22 protein-coding genes, 1 pseudogene and 1 riboswitch are annotated in these 26,008 nt (G+C 68.5%); of the genes and pseudogenes, 9 read left to right on the top strand and 14 right to left on the bottom strand.

What is annotated here, in order from left to right:
- Nucleotides 1-5: 5 nt before the first annotated feature.
- Nucleotides 6-644: a peptide deformylase gene (gene def / locus OHA03_RS07675; protein ID WP_267002035.1), complete on the top strand. Its 639-nt coding sequence runs from the start codon at nt 6-8 to the stop codon at nt 642-644.
- 191 nt (nt 645-835) lie between these two features.
- Here the strand turns inward: def and OHA03_RS07670 are convergent, their stop codons facing one another.
- The 3 genes from OHA03_RS07670 to OHA03_RS07660 all read right to left on the bottom strand — a co-directional run bounded on the left by OHA03_RS07670 (nt 836) and on the right by OHA03_RS07660 (nt 5,455).
- Nucleotides 836-2,743, bottom strand: coding sequence for a family 20 glycosylhydrolase (locus OHA03_RS07670; RefSeq protein ID WP_267002033.1), 1,908 nt, complete (start codon nt 2,741-2,743; stop codon nt 836-838).
- Nucleotides 2,744-2,847: 104 nt separating this feature from the next.
- Entirely contained in the window at nt 2,848-3,822 is a 975-nt protein-coding gene (locus tag OHA03_RS07665; protein WP_267002031.1) for a GlxA family transcriptional regulator, read from the bottom strand.
- A 145-nt stretch (nt 3,823-3,967) separates the two neighbouring features.
- Nucleotides 3,968-5,455 (bottom strand): IS4 family transposase, encoded by a 1,488-nt coding sequence (locus tag OHA03_RS07660; RefSeq protein ID WP_267002029.1) that lies wholly within the window; start codon nt 5,453-5,455, stop codon nt 3,968-3,970.
- A 184-nt stretch (nt 5,456-5,639) separates the two neighbouring features.
- Here OHA03_RS07660 and OHA03_RS07655 point away from each other — a divergent pair, with 184 nt between their 5' ends.
- Entirely contained in the window at nt 5,640-5,864 is a 225-nt protein-coding gene (locus OHA03_RS07655) for a hypothetical protein (RefSeq protein WP_267007968.1), read from the top strand.
- Here OHA03_RS07655 and OHA03_RS07650 read toward each other — a convergent pair.
- From OHA03_RS07650 to OHA03_RS07625, 6 genes are all read right to left on the bottom strand, one after another.
- The gene (locus OHA03_RS07650; RefSeq protein ID WP_267002027.1) at nt 5,861-6,874 is read right to left on the bottom strand and encodes a ribonucleotide-diphosphate reductase subunit beta; all 1,014 of its coding nucleotides are present in this window, start codon (nt 6,872-6,874) and stop codon (nt 5,861-5,863) included. The two genes, OHA03_RS07655 and OHA03_RS07650, sit on opposite strands and share 4 nt — an antisense overlap.
- Nucleotides 6,874-9,270 (bottom strand): ribonucleoside-diphosphate reductase subunit alpha, encoded by a 2,397-nt coding sequence (locus OHA03_RS07645; RefSeq protein ID WP_267002025.1) that lies wholly within the window; start codon nt 9,268-9,270, stop codon nt 6,874-6,876. The genes OHA03_RS07650 and OHA03_RS07645 overlap by 1 nt, the downstream gene beginning before the upstream one ends.
- A 142-nt stretch (nt 9,271-9,412) precedes the next feature.
- Nucleotides 9,413-9,551: riboswitch (cobalamin riboswitch) on the bottom strand.
- A 40-nt stretch (nt 9,552-9,591) separates the two neighbouring features.
- Nucleotides 9,592-10,092 carry a GNAT family N-acetyltransferase gene (locus OHA03_RS07640; RefSeq protein ID WP_267002023.1) on the bottom strand — a complete coding sequence of 167 codons (501 nt, stop codon included), beginning with the start codon at nt 10,090-10,092 and terminating at the stop codon, nt 9,592-9,594.
- Nucleotides 10,093-10,241: 149 nt separating this feature from the next.
- A complete protein-coding gene (mctP, locus tag OHA03_RS07635; RefSeq protein WP_267002021.1) occupies nt 10,242-11,897 on the bottom strand; it encodes a monocarboxylate uptake permease MctP in 1,656 nt (551 codons plus the stop codon).
- The gene (locus OHA03_RS07630; protein ID WP_267002019.1) at nt 11,894-12,106 is read right to left on the bottom strand and encodes a DUF3311 domain-containing protein; all 213 of its coding nucleotides are present in this window, start codon (nt 12,104-12,106) and stop codon (nt 11,894-11,896) included. The genes mctP and OHA03_RS07630 overlap by 4 nt, the downstream gene beginning before the upstream one ends.
- A gap of 246 nt (nt 12,107-12,352) precedes the next feature.
- A complete protein-coding gene (locus OHA03_RS07625) occupies nt 12,353-13,129 on the bottom strand; it encodes a GntR family transcriptional regulator (protein ID WP_267007967.1) in 777 nt (258 codons plus the stop codon).
- Nucleotides 13,130-13,434: 305 nt separating this feature from the next.
- On the opposite strand from OHA03_RS07625, the gene OHA03_RS07620 reads away from it, so the two are divergent.
- From OHA03_RS07620 to OHA03_RS07605, 4 genes are all read left to right on the top strand, one after another.
- Nucleotides 13,435-14,718 carry an extracellular solute-binding protein gene (locus tag OHA03_RS07620; protein WP_267002017.1) on the top strand — a complete coding sequence of 428 codons (1,284 nt, stop codon included), beginning with the start codon at nt 13,435-13,437 and terminating at the stop codon, nt 14,716-14,718.
- A gap of 84 nt (nt 14,719-14,802) precedes the next feature.
- A complete protein-coding gene (locus OHA03_RS07615) occupies nt 14,803-15,789 on the top strand; it encodes a carbohydrate ABC transporter permease (RefSeq protein WP_267002015.1) in 987 nt (328 codons plus the stop codon).
- Complete coding sequence (locus OHA03_RS07610; RefSeq protein WP_267002013.1) at nt 15,786-16,616, top strand: carbohydrate ABC transporter permease; 831 nt, start codon at nt 15,786-15,788, stop codon at nt 16,614-16,616. The genes OHA03_RS07615 and OHA03_RS07610 overlap by 4 nt, the downstream gene beginning before the upstream one ends.
- 10 nt (nt 16,617-16,626) lie before the next feature.
- Nucleotides 16,627-18,174, top strand: coding sequence for a glycoside hydrolase family 3 protein (locus OHA03_RS07605; RefSeq protein WP_267002011.1), 1,548 nt, complete (start codon nt 16,627-16,629; stop codon nt 18,172-18,174).
- Nucleotides 18,175-18,253: 79 nt separating this feature from the next.
- Here the strand turns inward: OHA03_RS07605 and nagB are convergent, their stop codons facing one another.
- Nucleotides 18,254-19,039 (bottom strand): glucosamine-6-phosphate deaminase, encoded by a 786-nt coding sequence (nagB, locus tag OHA03_RS07600; RefSeq protein ID WP_267002009.1) that lies wholly within the window; start codon nt 19,037-19,039, stop codon nt 18,254-18,256.
- A gap of 208 nt (nt 19,040-19,247) precedes the next feature.
- Here nagB and OHA03_RS07595 point away from each other — a divergent pair.
- Together OHA03_RS07595 and OHA03_RS07590 are read left to right on the top strand one after the other, a co-directional pair.
- Nucleotides 19,248-19,919: pseudogene (locus tag OHA03_RS07595) on the top strand (SIS domain-containing protein); the annotation flags it as partial.
- 773 nt (nt 19,920-20,692) lie between these two features.
- A complete protein-coding gene (locus OHA03_RS07590; RefSeq protein ID WP_267007966.1) occupies nt 20,693-22,159 on the top strand; it encodes a sensor histidine kinase in 1,467 nt (488 codons plus the stop codon).
- 171 nt (nt 22,160-22,330) lie between these two features.
- Here the strand turns inward: OHA03_RS07590 and OHA03_RS07585 are convergent, their stop codons facing one another.
- On the bottom strand, nt 22,331-22,588 hold the full coding sequence (locus tag OHA03_RS07585) for a WhiB family transcriptional regulator (protein ID WP_003953983.1): 258 nt from the start codon (nt 22,586-22,588) through the stop codon (nt 22,331-22,333).
- Between the two features lie 319 nt (nt 22,589-22,907).
- Nucleotides 22,908-23,876 carry a diacylglycerol kinase family protein gene (locus OHA03_RS07580; protein WP_267002007.1) on the bottom strand — a complete coding sequence of 323 codons (969 nt, stop codon included), beginning with the start codon at nt 23,874-23,876 and terminating at the stop codon, nt 22,908-22,910.
- 225 nt (nt 23,877-24,101) lie between these two features.
- Between OHA03_RS07580 and OHA03_RS07575 the strand changes: the two genes are divergently transcribed.
- Nucleotides 24,102-24,479 carry a hypothetical protein gene (locus tag OHA03_RS07575; protein ID WP_037851742.1) on the top strand — a complete coding sequence of 126 codons (378 nt, stop codon included), beginning with the start codon at nt 24,102-24,104 and terminating at the stop codon, nt 24,477-24,479.
- A 13-nt stretch (nt 24,480-24,492) separates the two neighbouring features.
- On the opposite strand, the gene OHA03_RS07570 is transcribed toward OHA03_RS07575, so the two are convergent.
- The gene (locus tag OHA03_RS07570) at nt 24,493-25,413 is read right to left on the bottom strand and encodes an RNA polymerase sigma factor SigF (RefSeq protein WP_267007965.1); all 921 of its coding nucleotides are present in this window, start codon (nt 25,411-25,413) and stop codon (nt 24,493-24,495) included.
- A gap of 23 nt (nt 25,414-25,436) precedes the next feature.
- Nucleotides 25,437-25,850, bottom strand: coding sequence for an anti-sigma regulatory factor (locus OHA03_RS07565; protein ID WP_030915678.1), 414 nt, complete (start codon nt 25,848-25,850; stop codon nt 25,437-25,439).
- Nucleotides 25,851-26,008: the final 158 nt, after the last annotated feature.

The following is a 26,008-nucleotide window of genomic DNA, read 5'->3' as shown; positions in this document are numbered from 1 at the left end:
CGGACATGGCGCAGCAGGAGACGGACGAGCAGATCAGCGTCGACGACGAAGGATTCGTCGTGGACACCGAGGACTGTGAGGCGCGTGAGGCGGCGTACCGCGAGCGTGGCACCTCCCGGCCGATCACGGTCGTGGGTAACCCGGTGCTCCACAAGGAGTGCAAGGACGTCACCGAGTTCGGCGACGAGCTGGCCCAGCTGATCGACGACATGTTCGCCAGCCAGAAGACGGCTGAGGGCGTGGGCCTGGCCGCCAACCAGATCGGCGTGGACCTCAAGGTCTTCGTCTACGACTGCCCGGACGACGACGGTGTGCGGCACGTGGGCGTCGTCTGCAACCCGGTGCTGGACGAGCTGCCGCCCGAGGAGCGCATCCTCGACGACTCCAACGAGGGCTGCCTCTCCGTCCCGACGGCATACGCCTCGCTGGCCCGCCCGGACTACGCGGTGGTGCGCGGACAGGACGCCAAGGGCAACCCGATCAAGGTCCGCGGCGACGGTTACTTCGCGCGCTGCCTTCAGCACGAGACGGACCACCTGTACGGCTACCTGTACATCGACCGGCTCTCGAAGCGCGACCGCAAGGACGCGCTGAGGCAGATGGCGGAGAACACGCCGCGCTACGAGATCGTGCCGAACGACTGACGTTCCGGATTCCACCGCGCAGGCGCCGTCCGGTCGGCGCCCAACTGCGGTATCCGGCCCCGGACATGGAAGGACCCCGCGCGCCGGCGGTCAGGTGATCCGGCGGGCGGGGCCCCGTTCGGTGCGGCGTCGGGCGGTCTGCGCCGTCAGCCGGGTGGCATCGGGCGGGTGGCGCCCTCAGCCGGAGCTCGTCAGGCGGCGCCCGCCGTCAGCCGGGTCTCGCCGGTCGTCTGCACCGCGGCGCCGTCCGACGCCCGCTCCGTCAGATGCAGCTGCGAGATCGCGTTGCGCAGCGTCAGCGCACCCGCTCCGGTGTCCAGCTGCCAGCGCTGCGTACGCGCCGTCGCCGAGCAGTTCCCGAGCGACAGCTCCGCCCCCACCTCCAGCGGCGCGCCCAGATACTTCTTGCCGCGCACCGCGTCCAGGCACTGACCGTTCTCCGTGGACCGCACCGTGTAGTACCCGTCGGCGGTCGCCGTCAGCGCCCAGGAGGCCGCGCTGTTCTTGACCAGGGACACGCCCGCGTCCGCCGTGGGGGCCAGCGCCTTCGCGCCCGTGGTCAGCCGGTACGTACCGTCGGTGAGCGGCGTGCGGTCGGTGTTCTCCCAGCCCGGCGCGTGACCGATCTTCCGGGCGAGCGCCTCGAAACCGGCGTACGTCGGGCTCGGCTTCGGGCCGCCCCAGGTCGCCTGCGCCACGAAGCGCAGCGGCATGAAGACCTTCGTCTCCACCTCGTTCTCCGTCTCGGCCGCCGCACTGTCCGGCCACAGGCTGATCTTCGCGCCGGTGAGGTTCGCCGCCCCCTGGGTGAGCGTCTGACCCTCGAAGCGCAACGGCGTCCAGTCGCTCTCGTACAGCTTCTGGGTCTGCATCGTGAATCCGCCGCGCACCAGGTAGAGGGAGTAGGCGGAGTTCATGACCGGCCGGCCCTCGGCGAGCAGCGAGGACGGCTGCTGGATGGAGCCGCCGCTCAGCCAGTGCTCGACGGTGATGTCACGGTCCAGCGGGACGACGGCGTTCTTGCCGACGAGCCCGTCGTTCCAGATCCGCAGCGACCTGCCGTCCGCCTTCACATGCGCGTTGACCTGGTTGATGAAGTCGGTGAAGAGATCGTCGGGCGTGGCCGACGCACCGAACTTCGCGTGTGCCGCGGCCTGCAGTTGGGGGTAGGCCGGGTAGGAGGAGCCGATCATGTACTCGTCGGCACCCATGTGCCAGTAGCGGCTGTCCCAGACCTTCAGCGCCTCGTCGACCATCGAGGTGTAGTACGCCAGTGCCTCGGGCCGGGAGATGTCGAGCCGGGGCGGGGAGGCGACGCCGTTCTGGTCCTTGAGCTGGAGCTCCGGGTGGTTCTCCAGGTAGGTGTCCATGTGGCCGGGGGAGTTGATCTCCGGCACGAGCTCGATGTGGTACTTCCTGGCCATCGCGACCAGCGTGCGGACCTGCGACTTGGTGTAGTAGCCCCAGAACGCCGACGCCGGGTCGGTGTCGCTTTTGACCTTGGCCTCGATCCACAGCTGGTTGAGCTTCTGCGACGCCATGTCCTTCATCAGCCGCTCGAACCACTGTGTCGATATGTTGATGTAGCAGGCGCAGACCCCGACCCCGCGCTCGCGGTACGCGGGTACATCGGTCGCCGAACCCCGAGCGGCGCGGCCGTCGTCGTTCAGCAGCTGGAGGACGGTCCGGGTGCCGTAGAACACGCCGGTGGAGGTGGCGGCGGTGACAGTGATGCGGGCGCCGACCGTGAGCCGGTAGCCTTCCGTGCCCAACACGCCCTTCTGGGACGGGTCCTGGCGCAGCACGATGTCCCCGGAACGGGCCGCGCGGCCCTGTGACACCGACGCCTTGCCGTTCAGTTCGCCGGCGAATCGGCCCGCGTCGGTGGCCGTACGACGGTCCCGCACCCCGTCCAGCACGATTCTGGCCCGATCGGTGAGCGTGAACTCGCCCTGGTCGCCCTGCCATTCGCGGAGCGTGGGCAGCACCTCGGGAGGGGCCACGGTGGCCGAGCCGCCTTCGGCCGCCGCACTCTGCCAGGGCAGCAGCGCGGCGGCGAGCGCCGTCACCACGGCTCCGATGGTCCTTCGTCTTGCCATCCGCATGTCCATGCGCCCGACCCTTGCGGGCGGCGGGGCCCGTGGTCCATGGACTGATGTGGAAAATGGTTGGACGAATGATCGGAGGTCAGGCCTGATGTGGATCAGGCGGCTTCGGAGACGGACATCGGGCCACGAAACGTGCGGCGGTAGGAATTCGGAGTGGTCCCGAGGGACTTGACGAACTGATGACGCAACGCGGCGGCGTTCCCGAAACCGGTCCGGCCGGCGATCACGTCCATCGTTTCATCGGAGGTCTCCAACAAATGCTGTGCCAGCAGGACTCGTTGTCGTAGCAGCCAGCGGTACGGGGTGGTGCCGGTCTCCTGCTGGAAGCGACGCGCGAACGTGCGCGGTGACATGTGCGCCTGGGCGGCGAGCTGCTCGACGGTCATCTCCTGGTCGAGATGGCGCTCCATCCAGGCGAGCGTCCCGCCGACCGTGTCGCACGCGGTGCGCGGCAGCGGGCGCTTGATGTACTGCGCCTGGCCGCCGTCCCGGTGCGGCGGCACCACCATACGGCGGGCGATGGCGTTGGCGACATCGGGGCCGTGCGCCTGACGGACCAGATGCAGGCAGGCGTCGATCCCGGCGGCGGTGCCCGCCGAGGTGATGACCGGCCCCTCGTCCACGTACAGGACATCGGGCTCGACCACGGCCCGCGGGAAGCGGCGGGCCAGCTCGGTGCTGTGGCGCCAGTGGGTGGTGCAGCGGCGGCCGTCCAGCAGCCCGGCCGCGCCGAGGACGTACGCACCGGAGCAGACGCTCAGCACGCGCGCCCCGCGGTCCACCGCGCGGCGCAGGGCGTCCAGGACCTCCTCGGGGTACTCCCGGTCCATGAAGTGGCTGCCGGCCGGTACGGCGACCAGGTCGGCCTCCTCCAGCCGGTCGAGTCCGTGCGGTGTGCTGATGGTGAATCCGGCATGGGTCTGCAGCACCGGGCCTTCCGCGGAGACCACCGCGAAATCGTGGACCGGCAGACCCTCGTCGCTGCGGTCGAGGCCGAACACCTCGCACAGCACGCCGAGTTCGAAGGGGTGGACCTCGTCCAGCAGGAGAGCGGCGACATTCTTCAGCATGACGTCAGTGTGGCAGCAATTCGATGCTGTGTGGCAGTCCTGCCACTGCCGGAATGCGGCTGCGCGGACGACAGTAGAGGCATGAACACATTCATGAACTTCCTGGCCATAGCCCAATGCCGGTGAGTTAGCGCGTCGGTGCAGGTCAGGTGGGGTGGTTGGTGACTTTGAGTGTGTAGCGGACGTTACTGGGAGTGCGGGTCTGGTCCCGTTTTCTGACCTCGAAGGTGTTCTTGGACGGCTTCTTGATGCGCTGGCACTGCCGGTTGCGCCGGGGCGGGAGGAGGGCGGCCAAGAGCTCTGTGGTGGCTTCGCGGCGGGCGGCGGCCAGTGTGGTGACGTCGGCTGCGGCCTGGGCGGCGACGGTCAGCCGGGCGAGCTGCACCGTGACGGTGAAGGAGATCCGGTCAGGATCGGTCCCGCCGTGTTCTGCCGCGCGCGTCTGCAGTGCGCATAGTGCCTGGTAGACGGTGAGAAGGGCGTAGATCTCCTGGTAGATCAGCTCGGGCGCCTTGGAGCGCAGGATGAATCCGGCGCCGCGCAGGCGGTTCTTCAGTTCCGCGAATCCGTTTTCGATCTCCCACCGCTGGTGATATGCCCTCGCCAGCTGGTGGGCCGGGGCGAGGCGGTGGTCCAGCAGGCTGGTGACCAGCCGGAACGTCTCGGTGCGGGGTGGGCCGGCCTGTGGGTGGATGGTCACGGTGTACTCGATGATCCGTACCAGGTGTCCCCGGGGCGGCTCGGTCAGGGTGCGTCCGGCCGCGCGGGCCTGACCGTGGCGGATGTTCTCCGCGGGCGTGCGCATGATGGACAGGTAGGACCCGTCGGACAGCACCCGCAGCGGCACGAAGACCAGGTTCTTCTTGATCCGCCAGGCCAAGTGGGCGCCGGTGGCGCGGGCCAGGCCCCACAGCTGGTATCCGGCGAAGTTGCGGTCGGCCAGCAGCAGCATGTCCCCTCGCAGGGAGGCCAGCAGCCGGCGGGCGAGCTTGTGCTCGCTGAACCTGGCCACGGCGTCGCAGGCCGCGTCGACCAGGGCGTGGGTGCCGCATTCGGTCAGGGCCATCAGGCGGACCTGCGGGTGTCCGCTCTGGTTGACACCACCCTTGCCGGTGAAACCGAACTCAGCAGCGTTTGCCGGGGTGTCGGGGACATCCAGCGCGGTGCCGTCCCAGGCGACCAGCCGCAGCCCGAAGGCGAACGCGCCCGGAGTGACGGTCGTGGCCAGCGTGCCGCACCGCCGCTCGAACAGCGCCTGCAGCGGCTTGTCGCCCAGCCGCTGCCGGGCCCGTGTCAGGGCCGAACTGGTGGGCAAGCGCTGCACACACAGGCCTGGCAGATGCCGCAGCTTCTCCGTCAACGTGCGCAGGACCGACCGGTATCCCGGCGGCCCGGCACTGTCGGAGCTGCTGAACAGGCACAACGCCAGGACGAAGTAGACCACCGCCCGGGCGGGCAACAACCGGCGGCGACGCTCGCCGCAGCCGGTCAACTCCACGACCTCGTCAACCAGTTCAGGGCTGATCTCCTCGGTCAACACGCCGAGACGGACGTGCTCGCCAAAGCGCCGGTCCGTGGGGGCCACCAGCCTGTTCAACGGGGCCTGGCTGCCCTCGGTGATGGCAGACGGCATGCGGACGATGGCACACTGAGTACCCAACGGAGTTCCCTCGCGGACAGTCGGATCTTGGTCGATCTTCTGTCCTACCGGGAACTCCGTTGCCGTGTCCCGGCCTCCGCCGACACGTCACCAGAAGTGACGGATCACGCAACGTCACCAGGGGATATTTCCAACCAAACCCCGCACCATCAAGTGCCTGACCTGCACCGACGCGCTAACTCACCGGCATTGGGCCATAGCCGCACTTTTCGCCCTCGTCCTGCTGCCCGCACTCTTCGGGCTCGCACGGGAGCGCCGGATCGACCGTGAGCTGCGCGCCGCGGAGCGTGAACGGCGGGCGGAGCCCCCGGAAACGGCAGGCGCCGCGCAGCCGGTCACGGCCACGCGGCGCCCGTATCCCAGGGTCGGTGCCAGGGTCTAGAAGTCGTCGTCGAAGGCGACCGAGCCCTCCACCGCCACCTGGTACGCCGACGGGCGGCGCTCGAAGAAGTTCGTCAGCTCCTGAACACCCTGCAACTCCATGAACGAGAACGGGTTCTCGGAGCCGTAGACCGTCGGGAAGCCGAGCCGGGCGAGCCGCTGGTCGGCCACGCACTGCAGGTACTCGCGCATCGACTCGGTGTTCATGCCCGGCAGGCCGTCGCCGCACAGGTCACGGCCGAACTGCAGCTCCGCGTCGACGGCCTCCTTCAGCATGTCGGTGACCTGCTGCTGGAGTTCGTCGTCGAAGAGGTCGGGCTCCTCCTTGCGGACGGTGTCCACGACCTCGAACGCGAAGTTCATATGCATCGTCTCGTCCCGGAAGACCCAGTTGGTCCCTGTGGCGAGACCGTGCAGCAGGCCGCGCGAGCGGAACCAGTAGACGTACGCGAACGCGCCGTAGAAGAACAGGCCCTCGATGCACGCCGCGAAGCAGATCAGGTTCAGCAGGAAGCGACGGCGGTCGGCCTTCGTCTCCAGCCGCTCGATCTTCTCCACCGAGTCCATCCACTTGAAGCAGAACTGCGCCTTCTCGCGGATGGACGGGATCTCCTCGACCGCGTCGAACGCTGCCGAGCGGTCATCCGGGTCGGGCAGATACGTGTCGAGCAGCGTCAGATAGAACTGGACGTGCACGGCCTCCTCGAAGAGCTGCCGCGACAGATACAGGCGCGCCTCGGGGGAGTTGATGTGCTTGTACAGCGTCAGCACGAGGTTGTTCGACACGATCGAGTCGCCGGTCGCGAAGAATGCGACGAGCCGGCCGATCATGTGCTGTTCGCCGGGGGACAGCTTGGCGAGGTCGGCCACGTCGGAGTGGAGGTCGACCTCCTCGACCGTCCAGGTGTTCTTGATCGCATCGCGGTAGCGCTCGTAGAAGTCCGGGTAGCGCATGGGCCGCAGGGTCAGTTCGAAGCCCGGGTCGAGCAGGTTCTTCTCGGTGTTGCTCATTACTGGCAGGCCTCGCAGGACTCGGGGTTTTCGAGGGAGCAGGCGATCGCGTCCGCGTCGGGAGCCGCTGCCTGCTGTACGGGAATGGGGACGGCGGCCGTGGCCCGGCCGGATGCCGCGCGGGCGATCCGGGTCGCCGGGCGTGAGCGCAGGTAGTACGTCGTCTTCAGCCCCTGCTTCCAGGCGTATGCGTACATCGAGGAGAGCTTGCCGATCGTCGGCGTCTCCAGGAACAGGTTCAGTGACTGGCTCTGGTCGAGGAACGGCGTACGCGCCGCCGCCATGTCGATCAGTCCGCGCTGCGGGATCTCCCACGCCGTGCGGTACAACGCCCGTACGTCCTCCGGGATCCAGGCGAACCCCTGCACCGAGCCGCTCGCCTCGCGCAGCGCCTCACGGGTCCGCGCGTCCCACACGCCGAGCTTCTTCAGCTCATCCACCAGATACGCGTTGACCTGGAGGAACTCACCGCTGAGCGTCTCGCGCTTGAAGAGGTTGGAGACCTGCGGCTCGATGCACTCGTACACCCCGGCGATCGAGGCGATCGTGGCGGTCGGCGCGATCGCCAGCAGCAGCGAGTTACGCATGCCGGTCTTCGCGATCCGGGCGCGCAGCGCCTCCCAGCGCTCCGGCCAGGTCAGCTCGGTGGCGTAGTGGTCGGGGTGCAGCACACCGCGGGCGGCGCGCGTTTCGGACCAGGCGGGCAGCGGACCGGACCGCTCGGCGAGGTCGCAGGACGCCTCGTACGCGGCGAGCATGATCCGCTCGGAGATCTTCGTGGAGAGCGCGCGGGCCTCGGGGGAGTCGAACGGCAGCCGCAGCTGGAAGAAGACGTCCTGGAGTCCCATCGCGCCCAGACCCACCGGGCGCCAGCGGGCGTTGGACCGGCCGGCCTGCTCGGTCGGGTAGAAGTTGATGTCGACGACCCGGTCGAGGAACGTCACGGCGGTACGGACGGTGGAGTCCAGCCGCTCCCAGTCGATCCCACCGTCGGCCACGAACGCCCCGAGATTGACCGAACCGAGGTTGCAGACGGCCGTCTCGCCGTCGTCGGTGACTTCGAGGATCTCGGTGCACAGGTTCGACGAGTGGACGACGCGGCCCGGCTCGGCGGTCTGGTTCGCGGTCCGGTTGGAGGCGTCCTTGAAGGTCATCCAGCCCTGGCCGGTCTGCGCGAGGGTCCGCATCATCCGGCCGTACAGCTCACGCGCCGGCATCGACTTGCGGGCCAGGCCCTTGGCCTCGGCGGCCCGGTACGCGGCGTCGAACTCGTCGCCCCACAGGTCGACCAGCTCGGGCACGTCGGCGGGCGAGAACAGCGACCAGTCGCCGTCCGTGTCGACCCGGCGCATGAACTCGTCCGGGATCCAGTGCGCCAGGTTGAGGTTGTGCGTACGCCGCTGGTCCTCACCGGTGTTGTCGCGCAGCTCCAGGAACTCCTCGATGTCCGCGTGCCACGTCTCCAGGTAGACGGCGGCGGCGCCCTTGCGGCGGCCGCCCTGGTTCACCGCGGCGACCGAGGCGTCGAGTGTCTTCAGGAACGGCACGATGCCGTTGGAGTGCCCGTTGGTGCCGCGGATCAGCGAACCGCGGGCGCGGATCCGGGAGTACGAGAGACCGATGCCGCCCGCGTGCTTGGAGAGCCGTGCCACCTGGTGGTAGCGGTCGTAGATCGAGTCGAGCTCGTCCAGCGGCGAGTCCAGCAGATAGCAGGAGGACATCTGCGGGTGCCGGGTGCCGGAGTTGAAGAGTGTGGGGGAGGACGGGAGGTAGTCGAGGCGGCTCATCAGGCCGTACAGCGAGGCGACCTCGTCCACTGCGCGCACCGAGTCGTCCTCGGCGAGACCGGCCGCGACCCGCAGCATGAAGTGCTGGGGCGTCTCGATGACCTGACGGGTGTGCGGGTGGCGCAGCAGATAGCGGCTGTGCAGCGTCCGCAGCCCGAAGTAGCCGAACCGGTCGTCGGCGCCGTCGGCGAGCGACTGTTCGACCAGCGCGTCGAGCCGGGCCGCGTGGAGCGCCACGAACGCGGCCGTGCGGTCCGCGATCAGACCTTCGCGGTGGCCGACGGAGACCGAGGCGGAGAAGGACGCCGCGCCCTGACCGGCCGCCTCGTCCGCGATGGTGCTGGTGAGGAGGCGGGCGGCGAGCCGGGAGTAGGCGGGGTCCTCGGAGATCAGACCCGCGGCGGCCTCGGTGGCCAGCGAACGCAACTCTGCTTCGTCCGACCGGGCGTTGCGGCCGCGCAGCGCGGCGGCGGCGACGCGACCGGGGTCGGTGTCGGGCAGATCGACGGTGAGGTCGGTCAGGGTCCGCAGCAGTGCGGTCCCGGGTCCGTCGTTCGCGGTTCCCGTGGACTCGGCGACTGAAGCCGGATCGGCTGGCGCGATGGTCATGTGGTGCTCTCCCTCGCTCGGCTCGGGGCCGGGCGGGGAGCGGGGCAGCCGGGCAGAGGCAGGCCCGGAAAAGAGGGCAGCACTCCGTGCGGCGTCCACCGGCCCATCCGCGAGGCCCGGACGTCTGGGCGTCCGGATCGGTCGAGCCGGACGCGCTGTCGGCAGGTCCTCGGACTTACAGGGTGCGCAAAAGTACACCGATCACACCGTTGCGGGACAGTTCCGGATTCACACCGGATTTCCCTGCGGCGACAGCGAGCACGAGCATACATGTGGGGGCCGCCCGATGAGACGGCCCCCACATGTTGTGTCGTACGCGGTTCACAGGGTGAGGCTGTAGGTGAGCAGCTGGAGGCCTGGAATGGGATACCAGTCGCGCTCCGGAGTCCGTACGAAGCCCAGTCGACGGTAGATGCGGTGGGCCCCGAGCATGGCCGGCTGCGTCGACAGGGCGAGCCGCGCGACGCCGTCCGTACCCCGTGCGCGGTCGATACAGGCCCGTACGAGCGCCTCACCCGCCCCGAGGCCACGCGCCTCCGGCGCGACGGCGAGCATCCGGAATTCGGCCTCGTCGGGGCCGGCGATGTCGGCCCACGGGTTGCCGGGCGGTGCGTATGTCACGCCGCCCAGTACCCGGCCGTCGGCACCGACCGCGACGAGCACGTCGGCCTCGGCGGCGCGGCGCGGCACGTCGCGGAGTCGTTCGAGATACGGGTCGTCGGCACCGAGGTCGAGCAGGCCGTCGTCGAGGTACGCGAATGCGGTGATCTCGCCGAGAAGGTGGTGTTCGCTGGGGTCGACGGCCCTGATCGATATGTCCATGGCGGAAGTCTGCCGTACGCGGCGCGCGGCGCGGGGTGCGCGCCCAGGGCACCAGGAGGGCCGCTCCTGACCGAAACCGGTGTGGCCCGCCCGGCCACGGATTTGTCCTCCGTCGTCGGGCGGGCCACATGTATGACTGGCGTGCAGGCCTACTTGGTCGACGGGCTCGTGTCGGGGGAGCCGGCCGGCTCAGGCCTGGCCAACGGGAGTTCGACCTTCACGCCCGGGTCGCCTGCGTCCGCCGTGTAGTCGGACGGTGACGTCTCGTCGATTCCGGCCGGGGCCTTCACCGCGTTCAGGACGAACGTCAGCACCACCGTCACCACCACGTTCAGTACGAACGCGGTCAGGCCGATGTAGCCGATCTCGCCGATCCCCGGGATCTCCTTCGAGGAGCCGCCGAAGTGTGCCTGGGTCGGGCTCGCCACCCCGTACGCGGCGAGCGTGCCGTAGACCATGCCGACCGCCCAGCCGGCGAGCAGCGCCCAGCGGTGGAACCACCGGGTGAACAGGCCGCCGACCAGCGCCGGGAACGTCTGCAGGATCCAGATCCCGCCCAGCAGCTGGAAGTTGATCGCGACCGTCTTGTCCATCGTGAGGACGAAGGCGAGCGCACCGACCTTCACCAGCAGCGACACCAGCTTGGAGACCTTCGTCTCCTGGGCCGGGGTCGCGTCGGGCTTCAGGAAGTCCTTGTAGATGTTCCGGGTGAAGAGGTTGGCAGCGGCGATTGACATGATCGCGGCGGGTACCAGCGCGCCGATTCCGATCGCGGCGAACGCCACCCCGGCGAACCAGTCGGGGAACATGTTCTCGAACAGCTGCGGGATCGCCAGCTGCCCGTTCTGCACCTTGACCCCGGCGGCGATCGCCATGAAGCCGAGCAGTGCCAGCAGGCCCAGCATCAGCGAGTACAGCGGCAGGATGGTGGTGTTGCGCCGGATCACGTCACGGCTGCGGCTGGAGAGCGTTGCCGTGATCGAGTGCGGATACATGAAGAGCGCGAGCGCCGAACCCAGGGCCAGGGTGGCGTAGCCCCATTGGCCCGGGTCGGCCGGCGCGAGCGCGCCGCGCGGCTTGCCGGTTGCGGGGTTGGTCTGCGAGAACGCCTCGCCGGCCTTGGCGAAGATGTCGTCGAAGCCGCCCAGCTTGATCGGGATGTAGATGATCGCCACCGCGATGACCAGGTAGATCAGGCCGTCCTTGACGAACGCGATCAGTGCGGGGGCCCGCAGCCCGGAGGAGTACGTGTACGCGGCGAGCACCGCGAACGCGATCAGCAGCGGCAGGTCCTTGACGAACCAGTGCGTGGTCTCGCCGCCGCCGACGCCCATCACGTCCAGTACCGCCTGGATACCGACGAGCTGGAGCGCGATGTACGGCATCGTGGCGAGGATGCCGGTGACGGCGACCGCCAGCGAGAGCCCCTTCGATCCGAAGCGGCCGCGGACGAAGTCCGAGGTGGTGACGTACCCGTGCTTGTGCGACACCGACCACAGCCGCGGCAGGAAGGTGAAGATCAGCGGGTACACGAGGATGGTGTACGGGACCGCGAAGAAGCCGGCCGCGCCCGCCGCGTAGATCGCGGCAGGGACAGCGACGAAGGTGTACGCGGTGTACAGGTCGCCGCCGAGCAGGAACCAGGTGACCCAGGTGCCGAACGACCGTCCGCCCAGCCCCCATTCGTCGAGGCTGGCCTCGTTCTCGGCCTTGCGCCAGCGCGCGGCCATGAAGCCGATGACCGTGACGGCCAGGAAGAAGAAGATGAAGACGCCGAGCGCGACGCCGTTCACGCCGTCCTTCATGCGGAAACACCCCCCTTGCGGGAGCGCTGGTCACGCTGCCACAGCTTGTACGCGATCATCGTGAGCGCGGTGGAGATCAGCACCCAGAGCATCTGGTACCAGTAGAAGAACGGAATGCCGATGAAGGTCGGGTCCACCTTCGCGTACGAACCCACCCAGAGCATCGCCACGAACGGCGCGATGAGGCAGAGGGCGATGACCACCCTCATAGGTGTGACCGTTGGTGGTTTCGTGTCTGTTTCTTCTGGCATATGGCGACTCCGTCCCCTCGCTGACCACCTGTTGTAATGCGCAGGAAATCTAGGGGAGAGTTCCGGCCAGCGTCACCCCCTGTCCGCATTTCGGTCCGGCAACGGTATGCCGGGACCGGGGAGAGGATGCTGCCCGGGGGTCCGACTCCTGATGCTCCGTCCCAATTCGGGCAGTTGGCCGGTCAGGAGCCGGGGTCCACCGTCTCAGTCGGTCGGCCGCTTCAGACGCGCCACGAACTTGTAACGGTCGCCGCGATACACCGACCGCACCCACTCCACCGGTTCGCCCTGTCCGTCCAGGGAGTGACGGGACAGCATCAGCATCGGCAGGCCCACGTCCGTACCGAGCAGGCCGGCCTCGCGGGGGGTCGCGAGTGAGGTCTCGATGGTCTCCTCGGCCTCGGCCAGCCGCACGTCGTACACCTCGGCCAGCGCTGTGTAGAGCGAGGTGTACTTCACAAGTGAACGGCGCAGTGCGGGGAAGCGTTTGGCCGACAGATGGGTGGTCTCGATCGCCATCGGTTCGCCGCTGGCCAGGCGCAGCCGCTCGATCCGCAGCACCCGGCCGCCGGTGGTGATGTCGAGCAGTCCGGCGAGGGTGTCGTCGGCCGTTACGTAGCCGATGTCCAGCAGCTGCGAGGTCGGTTCCAGGCCCTGGGCGCGCATGTCCTCCGTGTACGAGGTCAGTTGCAGGGCCTGCGAGACCTTCGGCTTGGCCACGAACGTGCCCTTGCCCTGGATACGTTCCAGCCGGCCCTCGACGACCAGCTCCTGGAGCGCCTGGCGCACGGTCGTGCGCGAGGTGTCGAACTCGGCGGCCAGGGTCCGCTCCGGCGGCACGGGGGTGCCGGGCGGCATGGTGTCCGTCATGTCGAGGAGATGGCGCTTGAGGCGGTAGTACTTCGGCACGCGGGCGGTACGCGTGGCCGCACCGGTGCCCGCGCCCGTCTTGTTCTCCGAACTGCCCCCGCCGGCACCCATCGCCCGCCTTCCCGACTGCTGCGCTGCTGCCGTCACCGGCTCCTCCATCTGTCGCGGCTCACATGGTGGCACGGTCCGGTCACGGCTCGTCGCCCTCCCTCAGGTGTCGGTCCTATAACGGACGCGAGTGCACTTCTTATACACCCTTGACACCCCTAAAGGTCTAGGCCAAGCTCCCGGTACTGGTCTAAACCATTAAAGACCAGGTCCCAGCCCCACGGGCAGTACCCGTCGTATGAGGTTGTGCGACGGACGGCGATCTCGGGTGGTGGGGGGAATTCTCTTGCATCCCTGAGGAGGGTGTCGTGAAGCGCGGACTCATCGCGGCCATTGGTGTCGTAGCTCTCATGGCCGGTGCCACTGCCTGTGGCTCGGACGACAGCAAGGGCGACAGCGGCAAGAAGACCGGCCCCGACAGCTACAAGGGCCAGACGCTGACCGTCTGGGCCATGGACGGCTCCACGCCTCCCGGCTGGACCAAGGACCTGACCGCGGCCTTCAAGAAGAAGACCGGCGCCACGCTGAAGTTCCAGACCCAGAAGTGGGACGGTATCCAGCAGAAGATCACGACGGCCCTCTCCGAGTCGACCCCGCCGGACGTCATCGAGGTCGGCAACACCCAGACCCCGGCGTACGCGGCCACCGGTGGCCTCGCCGACCTGAGCGACCTCAAGCAGGAGATCGGCGGCGACTGGGTCGACGCGCTCAACAAGTCCTCGGTCTTCGACGGCAAGCAGTACGCCGCCCCGTGGTACTTCGCCAACCGCGTCGTCATCTACAACAAGAAGGTCTGGGCCGACGCCGGCATCAAGGACACCCCGAAGACGCGCGACGAGTTCTTCAAGGACCTCGACGCCATCAAGAAGAAGGGCAAGGCCGAGCCGATCTACCTGCCCGGCCAGAACTGGTACTTCTTCGACGGTCTGACCATCGGTCAGGGCGCGGACCTGGTGAAGAAGGAAGGCGACAAGTACGTCTCCAACCTCTCCGACCCCAAGGTCGCCGCGGCCATGGAGCTCTACAAGAAGTACCAGTCCTACTCCAAGGCTCCCAAGGACAAGGACGAGGCGACCCCGCAGCAGGCCGAGGTCTTCGCCAAGGGCAACGTCGGTGCCTTCGTCGGCATGGGCTGGGAGGCCGGCACGGCCATCGCGGCCAACAAGAAGATCGAGGGCGACATCGGCTACTTCACCATCCCGGGTGAGACCGCCGACAAGCCCGAGGGCGTCTTCCTCGGTGGCTCCAACTTCGCGGTCGCCGCGGGCAGCAAGAAGCAGGACCTCGCCAAGGAGTTCCTGAAGCTCGCCCTGTCCGACCAGTTCGAGGGCCAGCTGGCCAAGGAGAACGGCGTCATCCCGAACAAGGAGTCGCTCAACTCCAACCTGACCGGCAACGGCGCAGCCGAGGCCGCGGCCCCGGCCGCCGCCGGTGGTGGCACCACCCCGCTCATCCCCGAGTGGGCCGCTGTCGAGAACGCGCCGAACCCGATCAAGAGCTACATGACCGCGGTTCTGAACGGCAAGTCCCCGGCCGACGCCGCCAAGGCCGTCGAGGCGGAGATCAACAAGCGTCTCTCGCAGACGAGCTGACCGCACGCGCCGGGGGGCGGGCAACGACCGCCCCCCGGCGCTCCCGCGTGACTCGACCGTACGGCCCAAGAAGAGATGGCGAGCATGTCAGTGCAGACCGAACAAGTGGACTCGGTCCCGGCAGCCGGTGTCCGCAAGGATGACGCGCCTCCCGGCGGCCCTGCCGCATCGAGCAAGAAGCGGGTCGGTGGCTCGGCCCCGTACCTGCTCCTCCTGCCCGCACTGCTCGTCACGGCGGTGCTCCTGGGCTATCCGCTGGTCAAGAACGGCATGCTGTCGTTCCAGAACCTCAACCCGCGCCAGCTGATCCTCCACCTGACCGAGTGGAACGGCTTCGACAACTACTCCGAAGTCCTCGGCAGTTCGGACTTCTGGAAGGTCGTCGAGCGTTCGATCTTCTTCACCGCGGCCAACGTTGTCCTGATCATGGTGTTCGGGACCCTGATCGGCCTGCTGCTCGCGCGCCTCGGCAAGAAGATGCGGCTGCTGCTCATGCTGGGTCTCGTGCTCGCCTGGGCCATGCCGATCATCGCCGCGACCACGGTCTACCAGTGGCTGTTCGCCCAGCGCTTCGGCGTCGTCAACTACGTGCTCGACAGCCTCGGCTGGCACTCGATGGCCGACTACAACTGGACGAGCACCCAGTTCTCCACCTTCTCGCTGGTCACCCTGGTGATCGTCTGGATGTCCATCCCGTTCGTGGCGATCAACCTGTACGCCGCGTCGACGACGATCCCCAAGGAACTGTACGAGGCCGCGTCGCTCGACGGCGCCGGAACCTGGAAGAGCTTCACCTCGGTGACGTTCCCGTTCCTCAAGCCGTTCCTGCTGGCCACCACGTTCCTCGAAGTCATCTGGGTCTTCAAGTCCTTCGCCCAGCTCTTCGCGATCAACGGCGGCGGCCCGGACCGGCTCACCGAGACCCTGCCCGTCTACGCCTTCGTCGAAGGTGTCGGCAACCAGCACTTCGGCATGGGTTCGGCCATCTCGTTCCTGACGATCATCGTCCTGCTGGCGATGACCGGCTACTACCTGCGCACCGTACTCAAGCAAGAGGAGGACGAGCTGTGAGGCGCTCACTGATCGGCCGGATCTGGCCCAACGCGACGGCAGTCGTCCTCTTCATAGGCTTCGCCTTTCCCGTCTACTGGATGTTCAGCACGGCCTTCAAGCCGACCGGCGACATCATCACCGACACCCCGGTGTGGTTCCCCACCGACGTCACCTTCGACCACTTCGAGAAGGCCGTCGCGGCGGACCACTTCTGGACCCTGGTCCGCAACTCGTTCACCGTCACCGTGCTCTCCGTGGCTGCCTCGCTGCTGATCGCGCTGCTGGCGTCCTTCGCGATGGCGCGCATGCGCTTCAAGGGCCGGCGCGGCATCCTGCTGACCTTCATGATCGCGCAGATGGCGCCGTGGGAAGTCATGGTCATCGCGATCTACATGCTGGTCCGCGACGCGGACATGCTCAACAGCCTGGTCCCGCTGACGGTCTTCTACATGATGATGGTCCTGCCCTTCACCATCTTGACGCTGCGCGGCTATGTCGCCTCGGTGCCGAGGGAGCTGGAGGAGTCCGCGATGGTCGACGGATGCACCCGCCCGCAGGCCTTCATGAAGGTGATCCTGCCGTTGCTCGGCCCCGGTCTGATGGCGACCTCGCTCTTCGGCTTCATCACCGCGTGGAACGAATTCCCGCTCGTCCTCATCCTCAACAAGGACATCGAGTCACAGACCCTGCCGCTCTGGCTCTCCCAGTTCCAGACCGCGTTCGGTGACGACTGGGGGGCGACCATGGCCGCCTCCTCGCTCTTCGCCGTACCGATCCTGATCCTCTTCATCTACTTGCAGCGCAAGGCCGTCAGCGGTCTTACCGACGGCGCAGTGAAGGGATAACGCCGCTCCCATGACCACCTTCACCTCCACCACGGACACCGTCACGCGCGACGCCCTGGCCGTCCTGCAGCCAGGGTTCAGTGGTACGACCGCCCCCGACTGGCTGCTGCGCCGCGTCGGTGAAGGCCTCTCATCCGTCGGCCTGTTCGGCCGCAACATCGAGACGCCGGAACAGCTCGCCGCGCTCACCGCCCAGCTCAGGGCCGAGCGGGACGACGTGCTCGTCGCGATCGACGAGGAGGGCGGTGACGTCACCCGACTGGAGGTGCGTCATGGCTCGTCCTTCCCGGGCAACCTCGCCCTCGGGGCCGTCGACGACCTGGAGCTGACCCGTGCGGTCGCGCAGGAGCTCGGCCGCCGGCTCGCCGAGTGCGGCGTCAACCTCAACTGGGCGCCGTCCGCCGACGTCAACTCGAATCCGGGCAACCCGGTCATCGGCGTACGGTCGTTCGGAGCCGACCCGCACCTCGTCGCCCGGCACACCGCCGCGTACATCGAGGGACTTCAGGCCGCCGGGGTCGCCGCCTGTACCAAGCACTTCCCGGGACACGGCGACACCGCCGTCGACTCGCACCACGCGCTGCCCCGCATCGATGTGGACCTCGACACCCTGCACGCCCGTGAGCTGGTGCCTTTCCGGGCGGCGATCGCAGCGGGTTCCAGATCGGTGATGAGCGCGCATATCCTGCTGCCCGCGCTCGACCCGGACCGCCCGGCGACGCTGAGCCCGCAGATCCTCACGGGTCTGCTGCGCAACGAGCTGGGCTACGACGGCCTGATCGTCACCGACGGCATGGAGATGCAGGCCATCTCCGCGACGTACGGAATCGAGCGCGGCTCCGTCCTCGCGATCGCCGCGGGCGCCGACGCGATCTGCGTCGGCGGCGGGCTGGAGGACGAGGCCACCGTGCTGCGGCTGCGCGACGCGCTGGTCGCGGCGGTACGGACCGGCGAACTGCCCGAGGAGCGGCTGGCCGACGCGGCGGCACGGGTACGTGCCCTCGCGTCCTGGACGCAGCGGGCCCGGGGGGCTGTCCCGGAGCCGGGCGCGGCGACGCAGGAGGGGACCGCGCCCGGCACCGGTATCGCGTCCGACATCGGCCTGGTCGCCGCCCGTCGCGCGCTGCAGGTGACCGGCGCCGCCGAACCGCTCACCGAGCCGGCCTACGTGGCCGCGTTCACCCCCGTCGCGAACATAGCGGTCGGTGACGAGACCCCGTGGGGCGTCGCGGCCGAACTGGCCCGGGTCCTGCCCGGCACCGCGACCGACACGTACAGCGGCGAGACCGAGGAGCCGGCGGCCTCGGTGATGCGGGCCGCGGGGGAGCGGCGCATCGTCGCGGTCGTCCGTGACGCCCACCGGCACGCGTGGATGAGCCAGGCACTCACCACGCTGCTGGCGGAGCGTCCCGACACGGTGGTGGTCGAGATGGGCGTGCCGCAGGCGGAGCCGAGGGGAGCGCTGTACATAGCTACCCACGGAGCGGCACGAGTCTGCGGAGTCGCAGCAGCGGAAGCCATCACGGGAGCACCCCACCCGACCGCGTCCGGCGACTGAGCCGAACCGTCCGGCGTTCGAGCAACAAAGAAGGGCCGGGACACCGCCACGGTGCCCCGGCCCTTCCGCGTTCGGAAACCTAGATCCCCTGCCACCGCGGCTTCGCCGCATACGTGGCGCGGAAGTAGTCCGCCAGCTTCAGCTTCGACGCCGCCGCCTCGTCCACCACCACCGTCGCATGCGGATGCAGCTGCAGCGCCGACGCCGGGACGAACGACGCCACCGGCCCCTCGACCGTCAGCGCCACCGCCTCAGCCTTGCCCTCGCCCGTGGCCAGCAGGATCGGGTGGCGGGATTCCAGAATGGTGCCTATGCCCTGGGTGATGACGTGGTGCGGCACCTGGCTGATGTCGTTGTCGAAGAAGCGCGCGTTGTCGATCCGGGTCTGCTCGGTCAGCGTCTTGATCCGGGTGCGGGACGCGAGCGAGGAGCACGGCTCGTTGAAGCCGATGTGACCGTCGGTGCCGATACCGAGCAGCTGCAGGTCCACCCCGCCGGCTGCGGCGAGCGCCTTGTCGTACGCCTCGCATGCGGCCTGCACGTCCTCGGCGGAGCCGTCGGGGCCCATGAAGGACGCCTCGGACAGGCCGAGCGGTTCGACGACCTCGCGCAGCACCACCGAGCGGTACGACTCGGGGTGGCCGGCTGGCAGTCCGACGTACTCGTCGAGCTGGCAGATGCGGGCGCGCGAGGCATCCACCTCGCCGGAGCGGACCTTGGCGGTCAGTGCCTGGTAGATGGGCAGCGGGGTCGAACCGGTGGCAACGCCGAGAAGTGCGTCGGGCTTGCGGCTGAGCAGGGCGCCGATGGCTCCCGCGATGAGTTCGCCGCCTGCCTTGGCGTCCGGGACGATGACAACTTCCACGCGGGGCCTGCCGATCTGAGGAGATGATGACATGTGGTATAGACCAATCAAGACCTAATCTAGCAGAGCCGGGCCATCCTGCGGTGACGTCCGGATGGCGTTCGTGCGCTGTCCGGCCGCGGCCCGCTGGCGGCCCCCGGCCTCCCCGTGGTCGACTTGGTCGGACCGCCGCTCCGGACGCACCGAGACACCTCTGGAGGCACCCGACATGTCCGCCACGTTTCCGGCCGCAGGGGGCGAGCGGCCGGGCCGCATCATGTCCGGTGAGATGGCCGAGCAGCCCGAAGTGCTGCGCCGCATCCTCGACCGGGGCGCCCCGGAGATCCGGGCGGTGGCCGCCGAGATCGCGGCGAAGAACCCGCGCTTCGTCCTGCTCACCGCCCGCGGTACGTCGGACAGCGCGGCGCTCTACGCCAAGTACCTGCTGGAGATCCGGCTCGGCCTGCCCTGCGGTCTGGCGTCGATGTCGACCACCACGGCGTACGGCGCCGAGCCGGACCTGCGGGACGTCCTGGTGATCACCGTCAGCCAGTCCGGCGGCTCGCCCGACCTGGTGGCCTCCACCCGGGCGGCCCGTGAGGCCGGCGCGATCACCCTGGCCGTCACCAACAACCCGGACTCGCCGCTCGCGGCCGTCTCCGAGCACCACATCGACATCCTGGCGGGCCCGGAGAAGGCCCTTCCGGCCACCAAGACGCACACCGCCTCTCTGCTCTGCCTCTACCTCTTCGTCGAGGGCCTGCGCGGCGGGGACGACACCGCCGCGCAGATCCTGCCAGAACTGGCCGAGGCGATCCTGGCCCGCAAGGACGAGATCAAGGCCCTGGCGTCGCGCTTCCGCTTCGCCGAGCACATGGTCACCTCGCGCGGCTACGGCTACCGTTCCTGGGCAGTGAGCAGGAGTGAGTCCTGGCTCACCGGCACGCCCCGAACGGTCTTGGGCGCACTGGTCCTCCGCTTTCGCGTCCCGGTCGGCGACGCATATCCCGTATGCGGTCCGTCCCGGGCGAGCGGAATCCCTGCGACCTGACCAAATGGGTGTGGCCAGAGGCGACGGGGAGGCTCCGAACCATCTCGCTGGTGACACGGGGGCCCCGACTGCTGACGCCACACCCGGCGTCCCAGATCGCACCTAATACGTTACGCACACCCCGCCAGGCATACCCACAGACCGTCATACCGTTCACTCAATCGTGCCAATCTTCGCCAAAGCAGCTTGCTTGCCGCTTGCCCAGCAGTTGTGAACCCCACGGCGAAGGAGGCCGCGCTGAAGCTGATGGAGACGAGCTACATCCCGGCTCTAGGCCCGCGGGCAGGAATGATCCCCGGAAACACCCGCGGGCCGCGGCGCCAGGACGGGACCCTCAGCCCGTCCGGCACCGCAGCCCGGAGTTGCTCGGCCGGCGGTGTGCGGTGCCCCCGGCCGGGGAGAGGTGCCGTCGCAGTCAGGGCAGAGAGCGCGGCCACCTCGATCCACTCTCCTGTGCGGGGAGAGTGGAAGCTCTGTCTTGAGCATTGTGGACTAGACCATTCACCTGTGTCCATCCATCGGAGCGCGGCAATTTCCGGCCCCTTCCCCCCTTGCACGTACGGGCTGGACGTTCGGTTCGGAACCAGTGCGTATCCACAGGTACGCTCGCACACGTGCCCTCCATGAACGACCTCGTCCGCCAGCACACAGCCCTGAGTGACACCGACCTCGAGTGGCTGCATCTGCTGGTCTCGGAGTGGCAGCTGCTCTCCGACCTGTCCTTCGCCGACCTGGTCCTCTGGGTCCCCACCCGCGACGGGACCCGTTATGTGTCGGTCGCCCAGATGCGGCCCAACACCGGCCCCACCTCCTACCAGGACGACATGGTCGGCCACCTGGTGCCGCGCGGCCGCCGTCCGCTGCTGGACGCGGCGCTGGACGAGGGCCGGATCGTGCGCGAGGGTGACCCGGAGTGGCGCGAGGAGGTGCCGGTACGGGTCGAGTCCATCCCCGTACGCCGTGAGGGCAGGGTCCTCGGGGTCATCGCCCGGAACACCAACCTCCTGACCGTCCGCACCCCGTCGCGGCTGGAGCTCACCTACCTCCAGTCGGCCTCGGACCTGGCCCAGATGATCGCTGCCGGATCCTTCCCGTTCCCCGGCCAGCAGGTCGACATGGATGCGTCGCCGCGTGTCGGTGACGGGCTGATCAGGCTCGACGCCGACGGCGTCGTCCAGTACGCCAGCCCCAACGGTCTCTCCGCCTACCACCGCCTCGGTCTCGCCTCCGACCTGGTCGGACACCACCTCGGCGAGACCACCGCCGAACTTGCCCCGTCCCGCGGCCCGGTGGACGAGGCCCTGGTCAAGGTGGCCAGCGGTTACGCGCCCCGCGAGTTCGAGGTCGAGTGCGCGGGCGGGGTGATCCAGCTCCGGGCGATCCCGCTCAAGCCCAAGGGCGTCCGTATCGGCTCCCTGGTCCTGCTCCGCGACGTGACCGAACTGCGCCGCCGCGAGCGTGAGTTGATCACGAAGGACGCCACCATCCGGGAGATCCACCACCGAGTGAAGAACAACCTCCAGACCGTGGCCGCCCTGTTGCGTCTGCAGGCCCGCCGGATGGATTCAGAGCAGGGCCGCGAGGCCCTCAACGAGGCGGTACGGCGCGTCGGTTCGATCGCCATCGTCCATGAGACGCTGTCCCAGAATCTGGACGAGCGGGTCGAGTTCGACGAGATCGCCGACCGGGTCATCGCGATGGTGGCCGAGATCTCGCCGGGCAAGGTCACCTGCCGTCGCACGGGCCGGTTCGGCATCCTCGATGCGGAAGTGGCCACTCCGCTGGCCATGGTGCTCACCGAGGTGCTGCAGAACGCGCTGGAGCACGCGTTCACCGTCGCCCAGACCGGCACGGTGGAGGTCTCCGCGGTGCGCGGCGGTTCCCCGGCCGAGGGCCGGTTGCTGATCACCGTCCAGGACGACGGGTGCGGACTGCCCGAGGGGTTCGACCCGCAGCGCGCCGGCAACCTGGGGTTGCAGATCGTAAGGACACTGGTGGAGGGCGAGTTGAGCGGTTCGTTCGGCATGGTCCCGGCTCCTGGGCGCGGCACCCAGGTGGTTCTCGACATCCCGGTCAGCGCGGAGAAGTAGCCGGCGCTGTTCCCCGGGGGGAACAGCAGTGAGCCCGGACCGTTGTTGACGGTCCGGGCTCACTGGTCATGCGTGCGCTTCGGGGGTACTGCGCGCTGCGACTCGGGGGGCGGGGTGGTGCGTACGCTCTGTACGCGCCGCCTGACTGAGGCTCGTAGCGGTGGCGTCGGATCAGGCGCTGGCGTTACGCGCCCGGTTGCGAGCGGCGCGGCGCTTCATCGCGCGGCGCTCGTCCTCGCTGAGGCCACCCCAGACGCCGGAGTCCTGGCCGGACTCGAGCGCCCACTGCAGGCACTGCTCCATGACGGGGCAGCGACGGCAGACGGCCTTGGCTTCCTCGATCTGCAGCAGCGCAGGACCGGTGTTGCCGATGGGGAAGAACAGCTCGGGGTCTTCCTCACGACAAACGGCGTTGTGACGCCAGTCCATGGCTGCTACCTCTCCTTGGTATTGCATACTGTTGCTTGTGAATGTGAACGCTTTCACGAATCCCCCCACAGGTGACGGGCCGACGCCCAGATGAACTGGTTGTGGTCCTGTGAAGTGAGGAGGGGTTCTGGCTCTCAGTGGAGGCCGTTGTTGCGGGCCGTCCCGATCGCCATGTAGAGATTCGCAAACCTCGGCGGCGGATACAACCCCTTCCGGAAACTTTTTTTTGATTCCTCGGTGTCGGCTAGGTCACAGCCGTACTTCTATGGGGTGGAGGCCAGTCCAAACGTTCGAGTTAAAGGACTTTGGGTCCTTCCGCTCACACAATCACACGCAGTGCACGGCGTACGCCTGTGAACGCCACACTGGTACGCAGGCCCAGGTGGTCACCATCCATCTGGAACGGCAGCGGAACCTTTGAATGCAAGGTGAAGTCCGTGAGGTCGTGAAGTGAAACAGCGTGCTTACCGTGAGGACCCTTCTCGGGGCTCGAAGTGAGCAGCTGGGTGCCGTACCGGGCGACCGCGGGGGTGGAGAGGCGCTTCAGTCCGAGGACATCCAGGGCGGTGTCGAACGAAGCCTTCGGGGATGCGTACATCGGACGATTCCCCAGGTAGGTCCAGGGAGCCGTGTTGGAGATTATGGACAGCGCGAGATCGGTGACCGGGTCCGAGCCAGGGGCTTCCAGTGTGATCGTTCCGTGCCGCCGGTGCGGTTCGTCCAGGAACTGCCGGACCACCTGACGTACGTACAGCGCATGCGTCGACCGTTTGCCGCGCTCGCGCTTCTGTTCGACCCGGCCGACCACGCCCGCGTCGAAACCGAGACCGGCACAGAATGTGAACCAGCGCTTGGGGACCGACTCGTCCTCGGTGCCGGGCGTGCCGGCCGCCAGCCCCAGGCCGACCGTGCGTTCGGTCCGGTTCGCCAGCGCATCCAGGATCGCGCCGGTCGCCTCCACCGCGTCGTTGGGCAGGCCCAGAGCGCGCGCGAAGACATTGGTGGAGCCGCCGGGCACCACGGCGAGGCTCGGCAGGTTGTCTATGTCGGGACCGTTGTGGAGCAGACCGTTCACGACTTCGTTGACCGTGCCGTCGCCGCCGAGGGCCACGACGAGATCGATGTCGTCGGAGTCGGCGGCCCGCCGCCCCAGGTCCCGGGCGTGCCCGCGGTACTCCGTGGTCACCGCCTCCAGCTTCATCTCGCTGGCCAGCGCATGGATGAGCACGTCACGGGTCCGCGCACTGGTGGTGGTAGCAGCTGGATTGACCACAAGGAGTGCGCGCATGACGGCCAGCCTACCTACCGCGTGGTATCGGCCTGAAGTCCTTACCCATTGCCTTCACGCTCAGTGACGAACCGGGTGCGGTGGGCTGGACCGCGGCGCTCCGATCCGGACCCCGGCTTCGCTTTGGCGGCGCCGGGATGCCAATCTGCAAGGGTGAGTACTCAGCAGAACACGCCGCACTCGTCGCCCATGGCCGAGCCGACGAAGCCGGCCAGGATCGCCCTCGTGGCCGGACTCAACGCCCTCGAAGGGGCGGCGCTCGCACTCGGCGGGGTCTACATGCTGGTCATGGGCCTGCTCGGTCGGCCGGACAGTCCGGAGCAGGCGGAGATGGGCGGTCTCACACTGATCGTGCTCGGCCTGATCCCGCTCCTCGCCGCGCGAGGACTGCTGCTGCGGCGCAGCTGGAGCCGGGGCCCGGCGCTGATCACGCAGCTCATGGCGCTGCCGGTGGCCTGGACGCTGCTGCGCTCCCACGGTGCGCTGATCCCGGCGGGGATCGTCCTCGCCGCGGTGGCGCTGACCGCGCTGGTGCAGTTGTTCAGGCCGGTGACGAGGGAGGCGCTGGGTATCCGGGGTCCGCGCGCGACGCCGGAGGCGTGACGCGCGACGCCCGCTACTCCTCGACGAGCAGTCGTTCGCGCAGCTGTGCCAGCGTGCGGGCCAGCAGGCGCGAGACATGCATCTGGGAGATGCCGACCTCCTGCGCGATCTGCGACTGCGTCATGTTGCCGAAGAACCGGAGCAGCAGGATGCGCTTCTCCCGCGGCGGCAGGTCCTCCAGCAGAGGCTTCAGCGACTCCCGGTACTCGACGCCCTCCAGCGCCTCGTCCTCGGAGCCCAGCGTGTCCGCGACCGCCGGGGACTCGTCGTCCGTGTCCGGGACGTCCAGTGAGAGCGTGCTGTAGGCGTTGGCCGACTCCAGGCCCTCCAGCACCTCTTCCTCGGAGATGCCCAGCCGCTCCGCCAGCTCATGGACCGTGGGCGACCGGCCGTGCTGCTGGGAGAGCTCCGCGGTGGCCGTGGTGAGCGAGAGCCGCAGCTCCTGCAGCCGGCGCGGCACCCGGACCGCCCAGCCCTTGTCGCGGAAGTGCCGCTTGATCTCGCCCACGACGGTCGGTGTCGCGTACGTGGAGAACTCGACGCCGCGGTCCGGGTCGAACCGGTCCACCGACTTGATCAGGCCGATCGTGGCGACCTGCGTCAGATCGTCCAGCGGCTCGCCGCGGTTACGGAACCGGCGGGCCAGGTGCTCCACGAGCGGCAGATGCATCCGCACCAGCCGGTTGCGCAGTTCGGCCTTCTCCGGCGAGCCGTCGGGGAGTTCCCGAAGCTCGATGAAGAGTGCCCGCGCTCCACTGCGGTCACGTGGATCGTGGTGTCCGTGCTCGCTCATCTGGCCTGCCCGCTCCGCCTGCTCCACCGCGACCGTACGGACCACCGGCCCGTCCGCCCCGTCCTCCGGATGGGGCAGGGCCTGCTGCTCCGGGATGCCTGCTGGTCGCACCACCCCTGGTCGGATCGTCTCGTCCCGCACAGGACCGTCCCCGTTCCCGTTGCTCACGCCGGCCCGGGTCCCGCGCCGCGCTGTTTGTACAGGCTGATACTGACCGTACGGTCGTCGGCGACCGTGGAGTCGACCTTGCCGGCCAGTGCAGAGAGCACCGTCCAGGCGAAGGTGTCGCGCTCGGGGGCCCGGCCGTCCGTCGTCGGGGCCGCGACCGTCACCTCGAGAGAATCGTCGACGAGTCGGAACACGCAGCTGAGGACGGAGCCGGGCACGGCCTGCTGGAGCAGAATCGCGCAGGCCTCGTCGACCGCGATGCGAAGATCCTCGATCTCGTCGAGCGTGAAGTCCAAGCGCGCTGCGAGACCTGCCGTGGCCGTACGCAGCACCGACAGGTAGGCACCCGCAGCGGGCAGCCGGACTTCCACGAAGTCCTGATTCCCGGGCTCGCCTGCGATCTGGGACACCCTCACCTCCAAGGTGGCACAAACTCTTTCGAGGTTCCGGGAAGGGTGCCCCGGAGCCATGCGGTACGTCTTCGGTTCTTGGTCCGGCGACGCTATCGCGATCCATGATGCCGTGTCGCCGGGACCCCATCCCATGACTGTCACTCATGGTAAGCCCA

It is taken from the genome of Streptomyces sp. NBC_00154 (assembly GCF_026342835.1).
Taxonomy (GTDB): Bacteria; Actinomycetota; Actinomycetes; order Streptomycetales; family Streptomycetaceae; genus Streptomyces.
This window is presented reverse-complemented; position numbering and strand designations above follow the sequence as displayed.